14 protein-coding genes and 1 pseudogene are annotated in these 15,859 nt (G+C 35.8%); 4 read left to right on the top strand and 11 right to left on the bottom strand.

Annotated elements, in window-relative coordinates:
• Nucleotides 1–39 precede the first annotated feature (39 nt).
• The 6 genes from menC to IEV35_RS03360 all read right to left on the bottom strand — a co-directional run bounded on the left by menC (nucleotide 40) and on the right by IEV35_RS03360 (nucleotide 7,077).
• Nucleotides 40–1,149, bottom strand: coding sequence for an o-succinylbenzoate synthase (menC, locus tag IEV35_RS03385; protein WP_188383296.1), 1,110 nt, complete (start codon nucleotides 1,147–1,149; stop codon nucleotides 40–42).
• 2 nt (nucleotides 1,150–1,151) lie between these two features.
• Nucleotides 1,152–1,943 carry a GNAT family N-acetyltransferase gene (locus IEV35_RS03380; RefSeq protein ID WP_188383295.1) on the bottom strand — a complete coding sequence of 264 codons (792 nt, stop codon included), beginning with the start codon at nucleotides 1,941–1,943 and terminating at the stop codon, nucleotides 1,152–1,154.
• 12 nt (nucleotides 1,944–1,955) lie between these two features.
• Entirely contained in the window at nucleotides 1,956–3,080 is a 1,125-nt protein-coding gene (locus tag IEV35_RS03375; protein WP_188383509.1) for a M20 peptidase aminoacylase family protein, read from the bottom strand.
• A gap of 141 nt (nucleotides 3,081–3,221) precedes the next feature.
• A complete protein-coding gene (locus IEV35_RS03370; protein ID WP_188383294.1) occupies nucleotides 3,222–3,770 on the bottom strand; it encodes a hypothetical protein in 549 nt (182 codons plus the stop codon).
• Nucleotides 3,771–3,862: 92 nt separating this feature from the next.
• Entirely contained in the window at nucleotides 3,863–4,552 is a 690-nt protein-coding gene (locus IEV35_RS03365; RefSeq protein WP_188383293.1) for an ABC transporter ATP-binding protein, read from the bottom strand.
• Between the two features lie 14 nt (nucleotides 4,553–4,566).
• On the bottom strand, nucleotides 4,567–7,077 hold the full coding sequence (locus IEV35_RS03360; protein ID WP_188383292.1) for an ABC transporter permease: 2,511 nt from the start codon (nucleotides 7,075–7,077) through the stop codon (nucleotides 4,567–4,569).
• A gap of 347 nt (nucleotides 7,078–7,424) precedes the next feature.
• Between IEV35_RS03360 and IEV35_RS03355 the strand changes: the two are divergent.
• Nucleotides 7,425–8,642, top strand: a pseudogene (locus tag IEV35_RS03355) (IS110 family RNA-guided transposase).
• A gap of 582 nt (nucleotides 8,643–9,224) precedes the next feature.
• Here IEV35_RS03355 and IEV35_RS03350 read toward each other — a convergent pair.
• Nucleotides 9,225–10,811 carry an amidohydrolase gene (locus tag IEV35_RS03350; protein WP_373284685.1) on the bottom strand — a complete coding sequence of 529 codons (1,587 nt, stop codon included), beginning with the start codon at nucleotides 10,809–10,811 and terminating at the stop codon, nucleotides 9,225–9,227.
• Between the two features lie 163 nt (nucleotides 10,812–10,974).
• Here IEV35_RS03350 and IEV35_RS03345 point away from each other — a divergent pair, with 163 nt between their 5' ends.
• Both IEV35_RS03345 and IEV35_RS03340 read left to right on the top strand, forming a co-directional pair.
• Entirely contained in the window at nucleotides 10,975–11,370 is a 396-nt protein-coding gene (locus tag IEV35_RS03345; protein ID WP_188383290.1) for a ribonuclease HI family protein, read from the top strand.
• Nucleotides 11,371–11,444: 74 nt separating this feature from the next.
• Nucleotides 11,445–11,600, top strand: a complete 156-nt coding sequence (locus IEV35_RS03340) for a hypothetical protein (RefSeq protein ID WP_188383289.1) — start codon at nucleotides 11,445–11,447, stop codon at nucleotides 11,598–11,600.
• Between the two features lie 54 nt (nucleotides 11,601–11,654).
• On the opposite strand, the gene IEV35_RS03335 is transcribed toward IEV35_RS03340, so the two are convergent.
• The 4 genes from IEV35_RS03335 to IEV35_RS03320 form a co-directional block, all read right to left on the bottom strand.
• On the bottom strand, nucleotides 11,655–11,816 hold the full coding sequence (locus IEV35_RS03335) for a hypothetical protein (protein ID WP_188383288.1): 162 nt from the start codon (nucleotides 11,814–11,816) through the stop codon (nucleotides 11,655–11,657).
• A 50-nt stretch (nucleotides 11,817–11,866) separates the two neighbouring features.
• Nucleotides 11,867–12,493, bottom strand: coding sequence for a cyclic di-AMP binding protein CbpA (gene cbpA, locus IEV35_RS03330; RefSeq protein WP_188383287.1), 627 nt, complete (start codon nucleotides 12,491–12,493; stop codon nucleotides 11,867–11,869).
• A gap of 157 nt (nucleotides 12,494–12,650) precedes the next feature.
• A complete protein-coding gene (locus IEV35_RS03325; protein ID WP_188383286.1) occupies nucleotides 12,651–13,157 on the bottom strand; it encodes a hypothetical protein in 507 nt (168 codons plus the stop codon).
• 283 nt (nucleotides 13,158–13,440) lie between these two features.
• A complete protein-coding gene (locus IEV35_RS03320; RefSeq protein ID WP_188383285.1) occupies nucleotides 13,441–14,361 on the bottom strand; it encodes a DMT family transporter in 921 nt (306 codons plus the stop codon).
• 221 nt (nucleotides 14,362–14,582) lie between these two features.
• Here IEV35_RS03320 and IEV35_RS03315 point away from each other — a divergent pair, with 221 nt between their 5' ends.
• Nucleotides 14,583–15,824, top strand: a complete 1,242-nt coding sequence (locus IEV35_RS03315) for a TraB/GumN family protein (protein WP_188383284.1) — start codon at nucleotides 14,583–14,585, stop codon at nucleotides 15,822–15,824.
• Nucleotides 15,825–15,859: the final 35 nt, after the last annotated feature.

Here is a 15,859-nt window from a genome sequence, read left to right as displayed (position 1 = left end):
CGCCAAAATCAATGATTTTGGCGCGCTTTTTTTTATATATTACATCTCATACTCTAATTTTTCGATACGAAACTCTTCTAAAGCATCTTCATCTACTTCATAACCAATTCCTGGGCCTGCCGGAACATGAATAATGCCATCTTCTACGATTACTTCTGGTTTAATAATATCCTTTTCCCAGTATCGATTGGAACCAGCAGTATCTCCTGGAAGAGTAAAATTAGATAAGGACGTAATGGCAACATTATGTGCTCGTCCTACACCAGCTTCTAACATACCGCCACACCAAACTGGAATATTATGTTCTTTACAATAATCATGGATTCGTACGGATTCAGATAACCCACCAACTCGCCCAACTTTAATATTTATTATTTTACAGCTACCTAACTCAATTGCTTTCTGTGCATCATACAATGAATGAATACTCTCATCTAAGCAAATTGGAGTTTGGATTTCTTTTTGAAGTTTTGCATGGTCAATAATATCGTTATGCTGTAATGGTTGTTCAATCATTAATAAGTTTAAGTCATCCATTTGTTTTAACATCTCTATATCAGCTAATGTGTAAGCAGAGTTCGCATCGGCCATAATCGGTGTATCTGGAAATACTTTACGAACTTCTCTTAGCATCTCTACATCATGACCTGGCTTTATTTTTAATTTAATCCGCTTATATCCTTGTTCTAGGAAACCTTCTATTTCATGAAGTAAATCTTTCGTTGTCGGCTGAATTCCAATACTAATACCTACATCAATTTGTTGCTTTTCTCCACCAAGTGCTTTGGCTAAAGAAATACCTTGTTGTTTAGCATAGAGATCCCAGACTGCTCCTTCAATAGCAGACTTAGCCATATTATTACCACGTAATCTAGAAAAGAGAGGAAAAACTTCATCAGGATGAGAAATGGGATGTTCCCGTAACATAGGAATTAAAAAGTCTTCGATAATATCTTTATTCGATTTGACCGTTTCCTCTGTATACCACGGAATTGGAAAGGAGACACTCTCTCCGAAGCCCCGATTACCATTTGTATCTACTGCTTCTACAATAAAAAATTCCTTATCTTGCATCGTTCCAAAGCTTGTTGTAAATGGAAAAATCATTCTCATTTGTAGGCGATGGAGGATAATTTTTTTAAAATTCATTGTCATTCTATCGACTTCCCTTCTTGTCGTACAAAACAATAATAACTAACACCTTCCGAACGGATAATATCTTTTCCAATATACCCATGACGTAATAGTAACTGGAAGACATCTCTTGTTGCCATTCTCCATTCAATTGCAAGATCCATCTGATGTAATTTCATTGCTTGAATATTTTCAGGTATTGCCACAAACCAAACATCTTCCTTGTGGTTAAATTTTGCTATTGTTTGTTCCGGTCGTCCATCATCGTTTGAATCTAATAAAACCTTTGATTGATCAAAGGTTATCTCAACTACTTCTTTATCACGTAGAAAGTACCAATCAACCTGAAAACGATCCGTTGGCATCCCTTTATTTAGGCCATCATCCATTTCACCATAATGGTTCTCCATATAGGTAGCGATTTCAGCACCTAATTTATGTAAATTCAAATAAGCATTGACACTTTCCAGTGGATCAAAAGTCCAAATCATCCGGTCATATCCCTTATTGGCCGCTACTTCTGCTTGTTTATGCTTTAATTTTGCGCCTATACCTAACTTGCGGTATTCCGGTAACACGGCAAGAGAATGGGAAACTAGATAGATATGTTCTCCATCATATCCAGGGAAACTATACTGGAACCCGATCAATTTTTTCCCTAAAAAGGCTCCTATAATAACTCCACCGTGAAGCTTGGTTGTTAATGTTTGATGGATAGGGGTTGGCTTGTCCTGCCATACTACCTCTTCCACCTCCTGAACTTGTTCTAATTCTTTAGTTGTCATTATTTCTCTAATGTCTATTTCCATATTACAAACTCCTTAATCAGCACATTTTTCTATGGTTTTTCGCAGAACGTTAACTAGGATAGCTACAGTTGGTTCGATAATGTCGTGATTGAACTGCATATCTGGATGGTGTAATCCTGGCTCTAAGTCACACCCAACAGCAAGCATGGTCGCCTTCAACGTTGGTTTTTTTATCGTATAAAAATGAAAGTCATCTCCACCAGTTGTGGTAAGCATTGGTACAAGATGGTCTTTACCAATTGAGTCAATAATTGCTTCTTCCATCAAGGCACTTGCTTCCTCATTAATAACTGCAGCCGCTACACTAGCTTCAATTGACAATTGAATATCTACTTCATGATAATTAGAGAGCATTGTTGCAATCCGTTTCACTTTTGCATACAATTCTTCCATGGCCTCATTCGTTTGGGCCCGCATATCGATAGAAAACGTTGCACTCCCAGGGATGATATTTGTACTTTCTCCTCCTGCATGGAAGCTTGTCATTTTTACGGAATGTGGAATCATTGGGTCTAAATAAATATTATTTAAATGCTGAAAAAACTCACTACCTACTTGAATCGCATTCGCATTAAGATGTGGTCTAGCACCATGAGCATCATCACCAGTAATCGTTCCATGTAAAGACCATGATGCACCGTGCTTAATTGCAGGAGCAAACTGACCATGACTCAATTCCTGAATTGGGCGTAAATGCAAACCATATAGAAAATCAACATCATCAACAACACCTTTATCTACAAAGGTAAGTGCACCATCACCTTTTTCCTCAGCAGGTTGAAAAATAAACCGATAAGTTCCCTTCCCTTTTTTATCTTCTTCTAATAAAGAGAATAAAGCACCTAAAACTATGGTCATATGAGCATCATGGCCACAGGAATGATTGGCTTTAAATTCTCCATCTACCTCCTGCCAAAGAGCATCCATATCCGCACGAATAGCTACAACAGGTTTACCACTACCAATATCAACAACTAAACCAGTGGTGTCTTGAAAAGTAGTAATATGACAGTCTTTACCTTCTAACAGTTCTTTTATATACTCCGTTGTACCATACTCTTTCCAGCTCACTTCTGGGTGAGCATGTAAATAATTAAACACTTCTTTTAATAAAGGTTTTAGTTCCGTAGAAATCATGATGTCTCCTACTCCTCTCCATACTATCATATGCATGATATCTTCTATTTCTATTCCCTAAATGATAAAAGTTTAATCTAATTTATTCAGGAAGTACATGAAAATGCTTGTCAGGAATTTTATGAAATTCCTCTCCCATGATTACTCTTTGACTCTAAATATATCTCCATCTAAAGTAAAGCTCGTTATTAATTCGTCAGATATTTTTAATGCCTCTTCTCTAGTCATAGCAGGAAAGGTAATTAGAAATCCATCTTCACCAGACCATGATCCACTCGACTCATCCGATTTCTTTTCATAAAGCATAATAGAAAATTGGTCCATTTTTTTATTGGTATATACCCACCCAGCACTATACCAGTTCATAAAGTTCTCTTTACCATATTTAGTCTCTGAAAATAAATTTCCTGGTCCACCATTTGGAAGGCTTATTTGCCAATCATCCCATTCATCTGGAAAAATCATCTCCTCATCAACTTGAATATCAATTTCTCCTTCAAAAGATTTCCTTCCTGTAATATGATTCTGAGTAATTCCTTTCAATTCAATTATAACTGGTTCCAACAAATCACTATTTCCTAACTGGTAATAGACTCCTTCGAATGTTTCATCATAATTTTTCGGGTAAAAATACAAAATAATTAACGATAGAAACAGTAACGCTATTATGATAATCCTACTTTTCTTCATTCAACATTCCCCCATTAACACGAAAAATGACTACCAATTTTGATAAAAAATCGGTAGCCTTCTCCATTAAAAATTATGAAACTAACACCAATTTATTTTGCCAGTACTGGTTCCAAAACTTCTCCATCTCGCATCCGAATCAATCGATTACCATAGGTTGCCGCTTCTTCCGAATGAGTCACTTGAACGATGGTAATCCCTTTTTCTTTATTAATTTTACTAAACAGTTTCATAATGTCTGTACCTGTTTTACTATCTAAGTTTCCAATTGGCTCGTCGGCTAAAATGATTTTCGGACTTAGTATTAACGCTCTTGCAATCGCAACCCGTTGCTGTTGCCCACCCGACAATTCCCTAGGTGTATGCTTTCTTCTCTCAGTCAGTCCAACAATTTCTAAAATCTCCTCAAGCTGTTTCTCATAATCTGAGGTTCGTTTTTTGTCCATTGAAACAGGAAGTAAAATATTTTCTTCCACCGTAAGATTTTGTACTAAATTATAAAATTGGAATACAAATCCTAATGTTCTTCGGCGCAAGTCACTTTTTTCTTTATCTTTCATCTGGTTAATATCTTTTCCATCAATCCGTACTGTTCCAGATGAAGGTACATCAATCCCACCTAATAGATATAATAACGTGCTTTTCCCTGAACCAGATGGACCCATGATGGAAACAAAGTCACCAGATTCAATACTAATATTGATATTTTTAAGTACAGAAATCGTTTGTTCTCCTACGATAAAATCTTTACATAGTCCGTCTGTTTGTATGATGCTTGGCATCTTAAGTCCCCCCTTTATTCATAACGTAATTCTTTCATTATATTAAGCTTGAATACTTTTCTGATTAAAGTCAGTGTGGATAAGCATAGTAACACTCCTACAACAAAACATAACAGCCCAAATAAACCAAATGTAAATGTGAATTCACTAACTAATCCGATGGCATGTAGTAGCTTCGTTAATAAAATAGTTAAAGCATATCCTCCGAACAAACCAATGATCACAACAGCTATGAATGTAATAAGCATCTCTGCAAATACCATTTTAATAATTTGTCCTTTACTCATACAGACAGAATAAAGAACCGCATATTCCTTTTTCCGTTGGTTAAAGGAAACAATTAAATTATTGGAGATTCCTAGAATACCAACAATCATACCGAGTCCAATAATAATCGTAATCCCATCGATTAATGTATCAATCGTAGCTTTCTGTGAACCTAGCATTTCATCAAACGTAACCACTTCAAGAGAATAAGGAGCATAATTATCCTGTATCGTTGCCTTCATCTCCTCTGCCATCTCCCCTTTTACAAGCCTCAAATCAAGTTGACGAAAGATTGTAGCAAAATGTTCCTCAAATATCTCTATTGGAATAAATACACTGTCTCTACTTGAATTAAAACCAGCACTGTTCATCTTCCCAGATACGATCAGTTCAACTGATTCGATCTGTTCGCGGGCTTCTTCATGTATATCAACCGGCTGAACAAACACTACATCGCCAATCTCTATTCCGTACTTATCCATATAATATTCATCTAAAATAACAGCATTTTCTAATGTAGAAATGTTATCTTCATCAAGTTCTAAATATGTAATGCCATCATAAAACTCATCCACATCATAAAAGTTAGCAAATCCATAGACAGCAAACGAATTTTCTTTTCCCTTTACACTCGAACTACCAAGACTAATTGTTTGCACGGATGTTTCTGATATACCTTCCATTGATGAAATCCCTTCTTCTATGTTCTGATTATTTTCTGAAATAGAAACAGAGACATCAAAGTCTTTTGTTAATGTATTGGATACATAATGATCAATCCCATTACTTGAAACCCCAACCATAATTAGGAGTAAGAAAACGACGATTATCATACTAACGTTATTAGAAACGATTCGATTATTTGCAATGTTTTTCATACCTAGCTTTAATTCACCGTTTGTACTGTGCTGAAATATATGCCTTAATACAGTAGCGAGCCCATTTAAAAGCAGTGGCATAAGCATTACAATCGATACGAATAACGATAATAGCGAAATAATTGCTAATACTAAGTCATCGTATGTATTGAAAAAATATAATCCAAAAGCAAGTACTAAAAGAATAATTCCGGTAAGTATCGTCCATTTTGACCTTGCCTCAACAATATTTGCTGTCTCAAAAAGCACTTCTTTCAACGGTTTTCTATTTGTTTTTACGATTCGGATAAGACTAATGAATACTGGAAAAGCCATCCCAAAAACAACTGCAATTCCTGCATATATGAAGTTATAATGTACTACTGTTTCTACACCATATGCTTTATACTCATTGAAAATATCCGCTGCATATGGAAGTGCAAGCAGAGCAAAAATGATCCCAAGGATGGAGCCAATGAAACCATAAACAAAAAATTCCAGGAGTAATATGCGATTCATTGTTCCCTTTTGCGCACCAACACTACGAAACGTACCAAGTACCGGCATTCGCTCTGATAGGATTAGCTTAGATAAAGAGGAGATAACATAAGCACTAATTAACACAATGATAATAATGGCTAGTAACATCACTGTTTGGAACGTCTGTTCATCTCTTAATATAGTATCTGCAGCACTTGATTTTTGTATGGTGAAACGATCATTGTTTTCTTTTAAAGTGGATAGAGTGGAATCAATGTTCTCCGCATCTACCTCTAAATAGGTGCTTGTCACCATCCCCTCTAAGCCGTATAATTCATTTACCTTTTCAGGATGAGCGAGTAAAAGAACAGTATCCATCTCCGTATAGAAAATACCCGTCAGCTTACTGATTGCACTAATCGTTAACTCATACGTATCTTCGCCATGCTCTAGTTTTATGACATCACCCAGTTGGAGGTCATATTGTGTAGCAGTTCGTTGACTAATCACAACAGATTGTAAATCGTCTGATGTTTCCCCTGCGATGATATCTATTAGCTCAAAGTCTCTTGCAGCTGTAGCTTCTAATCCGTATAGTGAACTACTAATCTCTTTTCCTTCTATACGAACCTTCCCGCTCCCCTGAATAATATTCAGTTGTTGAACTTCACCGATATGATCTATTACTAAATCACTAGGTCCATAGAATGAACTTTCCTCACTAGCAGATTTGGTAATGACAATATTGGAAGAACCATAAGCACCTTGTAACATGGTTTGGTATGTTTCATTAATAATTGCATTTAAGCTAAGTCCAATAAAAAGTACAAACGTAGATAGTAGAATCGTTAACAGTACGATTGAAGACCTTAGTTTCTTCTCTACTATATTTCTAATAATATGCTTCAAAACAATCTTCACATCGCTACCTCCAAGTACCGTATCCATATTAAATTAAGCATATCCTAAAAGTACTATAGTAACAATATATTTTCTTAATATTTACAAAATAAAAACATACTAAGATTAGTGGGTAAGATCATCGACGGATGATCTTACCCACTATTTTTCTTTTTAGAGTTATAGTGAGAAGTGAAAGAAAGCTCGACCAGCCTCTGGGATCTCGAATCCGTAACAAAAACCGAGCTTCTTCACTTTCATTTTTGAATCAGGTTTAAGTATGTTGGGGCCACGGAGCTCGTGTAGGAAATTGGAATCGAAATGAATAAGTGAAGGTCTTTCAATTTACAGAAAGAGAGAGGATAATATTGGAATTTGTTATTGCTTTAGATGTTTCAATGGGGAAAAGTTACAAAGTAGTTTATTATGGACAAACTTGTCTTTCGGAAGGAGAACTTTTACATGATAAACCTGGATTCCAAATGTTACTTGATGAGATTTTAAGTCTTCCAGAAGAACCGATTATCGTTTTTGAAGCAACTGGTATTTATTCAAAACCAGTTGAGACCTTTTGTCAAAGGAACCAATTGCGCTACTCTTTATTAAACCCTCTGGAGGCAAAAAAACAATTAGAAGAGGGAACATTAAGAAGTTGGAAAACGGACAAGCATGATGCTCATAAACTAGCCCAAACACATCAACAGAATTACCGTATGGAAAAGATTCAACAATCAGATATATATAAGGATCTCCGTGATCTCTCTCGGTTCTATCAAGAAGTTGAGGTTGAAATTAAACGTATTCGGATGTACTTACACAATGCAATTCAATTAAGTTTTCCCGAACTTGAACTGTTTTTTTCAAGTAGGGTTACGCCGTAAGCCTTAACATTAATAGAGTTATTTCCTCATCCTGATTTGGTCTTAGGGTTGAGTCAAACAAAAATAAAAAACCGTTTGATTAAAAGTACAACTAAAAGAATTTCAGAAAATAATGCAAAAGAAAAGGCAAGACAAATAATAGACTACGCTAAGAACTCTTATCCAGCTGTTTCTGCGAACAGTATTCAAACACAAAAGGTGCAATATTATGCAACGCAGCTACTTCATCTAATAGAGACAAAAAAGCAAATTTCTAACCAGATGATTGAAAAAGCACAACAGCTACCAGAGTTTGAAATCCTAAAAAGTCTTCCTGGAATCGGTGCAATTAGCGCTGCACTTTTCATTGGTGAAATTGGAGATTTATCACGCTTTGCCAATCATAAAAAAGTGAACGCATTTATTGGAATTGATATTCGAAGATATCAATCAGGAAAATATGCAGGACAAGATCGCATTAATAAACGTGGAAATCCAAAAGGAAGAAAGATTTTATATCTCATTATTCGAAACATGATTCGCCAGCAAAAAGCTGCGCCAAACCATATCGTAGATTATTACTATAAATTAAAAAAGCAACCCACTCCAAAACTGGATAAGGTTGCCACTGTAGCTTGCATGAACAAGCTATTAAAATGTATCTATTCCATGTTCAGGAACAATACAAAGTACGATTACTCGCATGCGGTCTCTATGGACCAATAATATAATTAGTATATCACGATACCCTCAGTTAAAAAATATAAATAGCTGAGGTTTATTTCCTATGCACAAAAATAGATATTGTATAATAATTAAATTTTAAAATAGACTTGACTAATCGTAGGAAAGGAGGCTTGGACAAATTTTCTATAAAGAAAAAACCAAATTATACGATTTGGGTGCAACTAACCCGCTCCGGAAATATACTCCGCTTTCACTTCCAGTACCGGGGCGACATCTGCTCAGACCAGAACCATCGCAGTGTCTACCTCGCCGCGGGCGGCTGCTGAGCCAGGCTACTACTTGAATAAGCTTCGTCGCTGCCTTGCACCGAGGAAGCTTTCTTCGTAGCGATACTTGTAGACGCAGGTGCATCAACGGGGTCTCACCTATGCCTTTCCTCCCGCAGGACAGACGGTTTTCGATGGGGCGAGTAATCGCAGTCCCAGTCCCAAGGAACGCTTCGACAGCGAAACATCGCACGCAGAAAAAGCGCTTTTCTTTTTCAAGGAGTCTACGTATATTTCCGGAGCTAATGTATCGTATTGTTCGGCTTTAAAATTAGAATTTAATTTTTTTCAGCATCTACTTAATCTTCCCACCTATAATTGTCATCTCAATAGATGTTTCCAACAATTCATCTGCATCTTCCAACTCAAATGGATTGGCAGAATAAACTGTCATATCAGCTAATTTGCCACGAGAGATGGTTCCTTTAATTGTTTCTTCGTTGGTCGGATAAGCTCCCATTTTAGTAAAAAGATTAAACGCTTCAACCATCGATAGTTTCTCTACTTGGTTCCAACCATCATGTGGTTCTCCAGGAGCTTTTCTAGTTACAGCGGCATGAATTCCTAATAAAGGGTCATACGGTTCGATTGGAGAATCGGAACCTCCAGCACAAATGACATTTGCATCGATTAATGATTTCCAAGCATAGGATAATGGCAGTCGACTCATGCCTAATCGCTCCTGAACCCATGGAAAATCACTAGCTACAAAGCGCGGTTGAATGTCACAGATCCGATGTGGAACAGCTAAACGTGGAATTAATTCCTCTCGTAGCACTTGAACATGGATGATTCGGTCCCGGTAGTTCACTGCTGGGAATTGATCCAACACATCTAATACATTTTCTAACGCTTGATCGCCTATTGTATGAACTGCTACAGGCATCGATAATCCACGTGCTTGTTGAATAATTGAATAGAGTTCTTCATTAGAATGCATTGCCTCTCCATATTGTCCAGGTGCATCACTATAGGCTTCTGATAATAAAGCTGTTCTTCTACCAAATGCACCATCTGCAAATAGTTTGACAGCACCAATTTGTAATCGATCATTACCATAACCGGTATACATCCCCAGTTCTTTTAAGTCATCCATATAGTTATAATCAATTAATAAATTCGAACGAAGCCCAATATCCTCTTCATTAAGCAATTCATCAAACATCCTATACGTTTGCTGTAATCCTCCAAGATAATTGGTATCATTTGTATGTACACTAGTTAACCCTTTAGAGATAGCTAAACGCATTGCTTTTCGTAATACTCCTTTTAATTCATCAAAACTATAAGCAGGCATATGTGCCTTAAATATTTCCGATGCAGATTCTAGTATCAATCCTGTAGGTTGTTGTCTATCATCTAATACGATGGACCCTCCTTGAGGGATACTCATACTAGAATGATAATTACATACTTCTAATGCTTTACTATTCACAAGTGCTGCATGTCCACATACTCTAGTGAGGAATAGGGGATGATTCGGGCAAACACGATCAAGCTCCTCAATTGTTGGTATTCCTCCATCTGTAAACAGATTTTCATCCCAACCTCTACCAAGTAACCAATTATCTTTTGATAATGTCCCTGCCCTTTCCTGAATATTAGTTAGCAATTGATGCTTGGAAGTAACCCCAGTTACATCTAAATTCAAGAGATTAATAGCTATTGCTGACAAATGAAGATGACTATCGATTAATCCTGGTGTCACAGTCTTACCTTCTAGGTTGATAACTTCTGTATTCTTGCCTTGCCAAAAAGCCTTTAGTTGATCCGCTGTTCCAATATCAATAAATCTACCATTCTCTACAACAACTGCAGTCGCTTGTGGCATAAACGTATCAAATGTATAGAAATTCCCATTCACAAATAACTTCCTCATCATTCCCCATCCCCCTTTTCGAGCTTATGAGAAAATAATAAACTAGTTTTCGCAACTTTACCAATTTAAAAAATATAAAGAAACCATTTTCCATTTTCACTACACCTACTAACAGGATTATGATACGATTTATGTAACCATTTTAATATGAAGGAGAACAGTTAATTTGATTGAAGTTTATACAGATGGAGCAGCTAGTGGCAATCCTGGTCCAAGTGGTGCCGGAATTTATATTAAAGCGAATGGACAACGATTCGAATACAGCATTCCGTTACATGATCTAACTAATCACGAGGCGGAATTTTATGCGGTAATAAAAGCATTAGAAATATGTGAAAATGATTTTCCGAACGAGATTCTATCCTTCCGTTCAGATTCACAAACAGTTGTTCAAATTGTTGACAATGACCATACGAAAAACAAAACCTTCTTACCTTTATTAGAAATCATCCGAGAGAAGTCGGCTAATTTTCCATACTTTTTCATAAAATGGATACCAGAAAAAGAAAATGGCCATGCAGATCGTCTTGCAAGAAAAGCAATTCAAAGACATCGTATATAGTTAATATTGCATTTGTTATTAATATTTTATAATTTATCATAATGACAAAACATGATTAGAGGGGGAATAAATTTATGAACTATGAACGAGGTGGCATTGCATTTGTTGGTTGTGTCGTATTGGGGGTAGGATTTGGTGCCTTATTCAATCAATGGGTAGCAGGCCCAATTATTGGAGTAGGGGTTGGATTTATTCTGATGGCGGTCATGGGGAAAGAAAAAATTGAATAACAAATAAAAGGCTTCGTTCTGTCAATTAGAACAAAGCCTTTTCTCATGAATAGATTATTCAATACTTAACTTTCTATAATTTAACTCAAAATAAATCCCAATCAACCCAACCGTTAACAATATTAAACCGGCGGTACTACCTTCCCCCAAAAACGTATGGTAAAATCCTAGTCCTGCAGTTGGATAGACTACTAATGCCATCAAAAATCTTTTCATTACAATTGAACCTCATTTCCACAAATAATTCTAGTTGTTACTTTGCAAAGTTAATTCAACTTCTCAATATCGGTAACTGTAAAGTTATTCTTATCTAAATCCATTTTTATCTTCTCTGCCAATGCTTCATCAACTTCTATTGGTAAAACGATACAAACTCTACGTACATAATTTGAGTTATTATTTAAGGAGATAACACTCTGTACATTACAATGCTTATTCACAACTTTGAGCATTTTTTGTAATGCCCCTGCATATTCAATTGTTCCTATCGTAAAGGAATAACTACCATTATGAACTCCCCATGCATTTTCTAATACTTGAATAACATTCCCATTAGTCAATATCCCTAAAAAGTCCATGGAGTCGTTTACTACTGCTAAATACGGTAATTGCTTAATCATAGAAAATACTTTAAAGAATGGTGCATCTTCTTTTATGTAGCCTTCGCGATCCGAGATTAAATCAGTCAAGGACCCTACCAATGAATGATCGATTTCATACTCAAGTATATCTACTTTATAGATATTACCGACATACTTTTCTCCAGATTCATCAAGAACTGGAATACATCGATATCCTGAGTCGTCTAAAGTTTTCATCACGGATTCTAAGCTATCATTCTCTTTTACATGGACAACATCTTTTTTGTTCACATAATCATTTTTAACTAGCAATATGATCCCTCCAAGACTCATAATTAAGGATTTTTCTACCGCTCCTTACCTATATTTTCCTATAATACTGGATAAATAGCAATAGTAAGAAAAAGAATAGACTGTAGTCAGTGCTTAAGCTTCCAAGCTACTAAACTAACAGTCTATTCGTTATCCTTTATTCTTCTATCTCTTCAAAATCATATTCCTCTACTAAGGAATCCCAATGGTCAGAAACCTCTTGTTCCTTTTCAATAACAATATTATCTAATTCAGTTAGCTCAGTTTCTAACGTAACAAGCACTTCTTCTGATACTTCTGGATCTAATAATGCATCAAGAAATTCTTTTTCTTTTGCTAAAACATCACTCATTGCATTTACTAGCTCTACATTTAAATTGTGGTATTTTTTTGCTACGTCATGCTCTAATGATTGAGAGTCCAAATAGTCTTTCATATCTGCTACTAATGGTTGTAATTCATTTTCAAAAATATCCATAGCTTCTTCATCTGTTTCAGCTACTGCCATTTTATTATATAATTCCGGTATTTCGTCTAGTTTAGGATTGATATAGTCAACCAAGTCATTATGATATTCTAATACTTCGTCTGATTCTGGTGAACTACATGCACCTAATAAAAATATTACAGCAATTCCAGTTAATACTAACATTAATTTCTTCATTCAACAGTCCCCTTTATTTTTATACTCTATGCCATTTTAAATCAATTTGCAGTGCTGTCAATTATCCACCAAGTCTCCCAAGCATATTCATAGTTCTTAAGTCATGTCTTTGGCATACAGTAGTAACTTTTCGTCACCAAATCAAAAGAAACCATCTAGGAATGAAAGCCTTACACTATTTCCATTATATGTAAAAACGTAGATAGTAAGAATCATTTTATGTTTTTCTAATAAGAATAATTTTAGAAAAAATATCCTCTACCCATTTGAGTAGAGGATACCTTTAAACTTTCTTTCCATGGTAATTAACGATAATGATCCCTATAGCTACTAATATAATAGCTACGATTGTAAAGCTATTTACTGTTTCTCCTGGAATGAACATGGCAGACATGACCACTCCCGAAACTGGTACGATGAATTTGTACATACTTAATTCACCAGCATTATTATATTTTAATAACGAGTACCATAATGCAAAAGCAATTGCCGATAACAGTGCAGAATATATAAATAATCCCCATCCAAAAGGAGTGAACGTTATTGCTCCTGCTTTTAACGTGGGTAACCCAATAATTAGCATAATCAAGCCACCGAGTGTTAATTGCCAGCCCGTAATCGTGAATGGGTGGATTCCCGTTGCCAGCTCTTTCGCCATGATTGTTGCAATTGCTGCAGTTAACCCTGAAAGAATCATGTATCCTTCACCGTCCCATTGGAACGAGAATTTAAGTTCTTGTCCCCAATTGGCAACGATAATCCCGAGAAATCCAGCTGTTAATCCAAAGGCCTTTCTCCAACTCATTCGATCACTTCGATAATAAAAATGAGCTAGAATAACCGTAAAAAATGTCCCACCCGATGATAATATTGCTCCTTGCATGCCTGAAACTTTTGCTAATCCATTGTAAAAGAAAAAATATTGTAAAGATGTTTGGACAACACCTAATATAATTAGTACAAAAAACTGTCGTCTTGTTACTACAATCCTCTTCCAATTACCGATTATCGTAAATAGAAGTACTAATAATCCTGCTAAGAAGAATCGTCCCCCTGCGAATACAATTTTTGCAATGATGTCGTCTGGTGACATTTGCAATTCCTCGTAGCTAACTTTTAGTACTGGAAAAGCACTCCCCCATAATAGGGAGCAAAAAACTGCAATTCCAATGACAGACCATTTATTCTGAAAGATTCCTTTCAATTTCCCATCTCCTACCTTCTAAAATCACAACCAACAGAATAACATATTTTCATTAGTTTGGTCTATTTAACGTGATTACTTCCGAGATATAATTATTTTCCGAATATAAAATCCAATTAGATCATTTAAATTTGAAATTTATAAATTCTTGCTCAAAATTCACTCCATTGATATAGTTGTGGAAAATACTGTTAACAAATGACAACATTGGGGGAGATTATTTGAAACATTTCTTAAAAATTAGCATAGTCTTCATAGCTGTTATTGCACTTGTCGCATGCTCCGATAATAAAAAAGACGGTGTATACTTTTCAGACTATCAGCTAGAACAAGCACTACGTGATATTATTGAACAGCCTGAAGGAGATATATTACGAGAGGACTTACTAAAAATTACTGAACTTGATTTAACCAATAAACGGATTAAATCATTAGATGGAATGGAATACCTTGATAAAGTTGAAGTCCTAAACCTTCAACATAATAAGATTGAAGATTTCAGTCCATTGGAAGAAATGGACAGTTTAAAAGAAGTGAATATTGGTGGAAACCCGTATGAACAAGATACCATTGCTACTTTAGAATCTAAAAATATTACAGTAATAGCTAAAGTAGAGGTTGAGGTTAGAGGTACACCAGACGGACCTGGAGGATTTCTTTGGAAAGTAGAAAATGGGAATACTACTGTTTACTTGCAAGGTACGATTCATATCGCTACAGAAGAATTCTATCCACTAAATCAAAAAATTGAAGCTGCCTATGCGGAAGCAGACGTAATTGTCCCGGAAATTGACTTTAATAATTTAAACATGCTAGAAATGCAAGCAACTTATTTAGACTTTGGGATGTACCAAGATGGCACAACAATTCGTGATCATATCTCTGAAGAACTATACGAAAGATTAGCTAATACATATGAGGAACTCGGATATTCGATTGAAATGTTTGCCACGTATAAGCCGTGGTTCCATTCGACTCTTATCCAAAACTTGATGACAGAACAACTTGGTTATATTGATGGCGTTGATTTTTATTTCTTAAACCGAGCTGAACAAGATCAAAAACAAGTAATTGGACTAGAAACAGTTGAAGATCAGCTATCTATCTTTAGCGATACAAGCGCTGAATTCCAAATTGCGATGCTTGAAGAGTCGTTAATCTATATTGATGAGTTAGAACAGCAGATGGAAGAGATGTTTAGCTTGTATTTAGAAGGTGATGCAGAAAAACTACTAACGTATTTATTAGAAGAAGATGCCGAACCTAGCCCAGAAGAACAAGCATATATGGAGGCACTGAATGATAATCGGAACTACAAAATGGCTGAACAAATCGCACAATTCTTAGAAGAAGATAGTGGAGACACCTACTTTGTCATCGTCGGCAGCCTCCATCTCCTTATGGAACCACACATCCGTAGCATCCTAGAACAAGAAGGATACGAGATAGAGAAAGTATTATAGGTAAATCAATAAATATAATAAAAGAGACTGTGGAT

The sequence above is a fragment of the Ornithinibacillus halotolerans genome, from assembly GCF_014637405.1.
GTDB classification, from domain to species: domain Bacteria; phylum Bacillota; class Bacilli; order Bacillales; family Amphibacillaceae; genus Ornithinibacillus; species Ornithinibacillus halotolerans.
The sequence above is the reverse complement of the archived record's forward strand: the minus strand, read 5'-3'. Positions and strand labels throughout refer to the sequence as shown.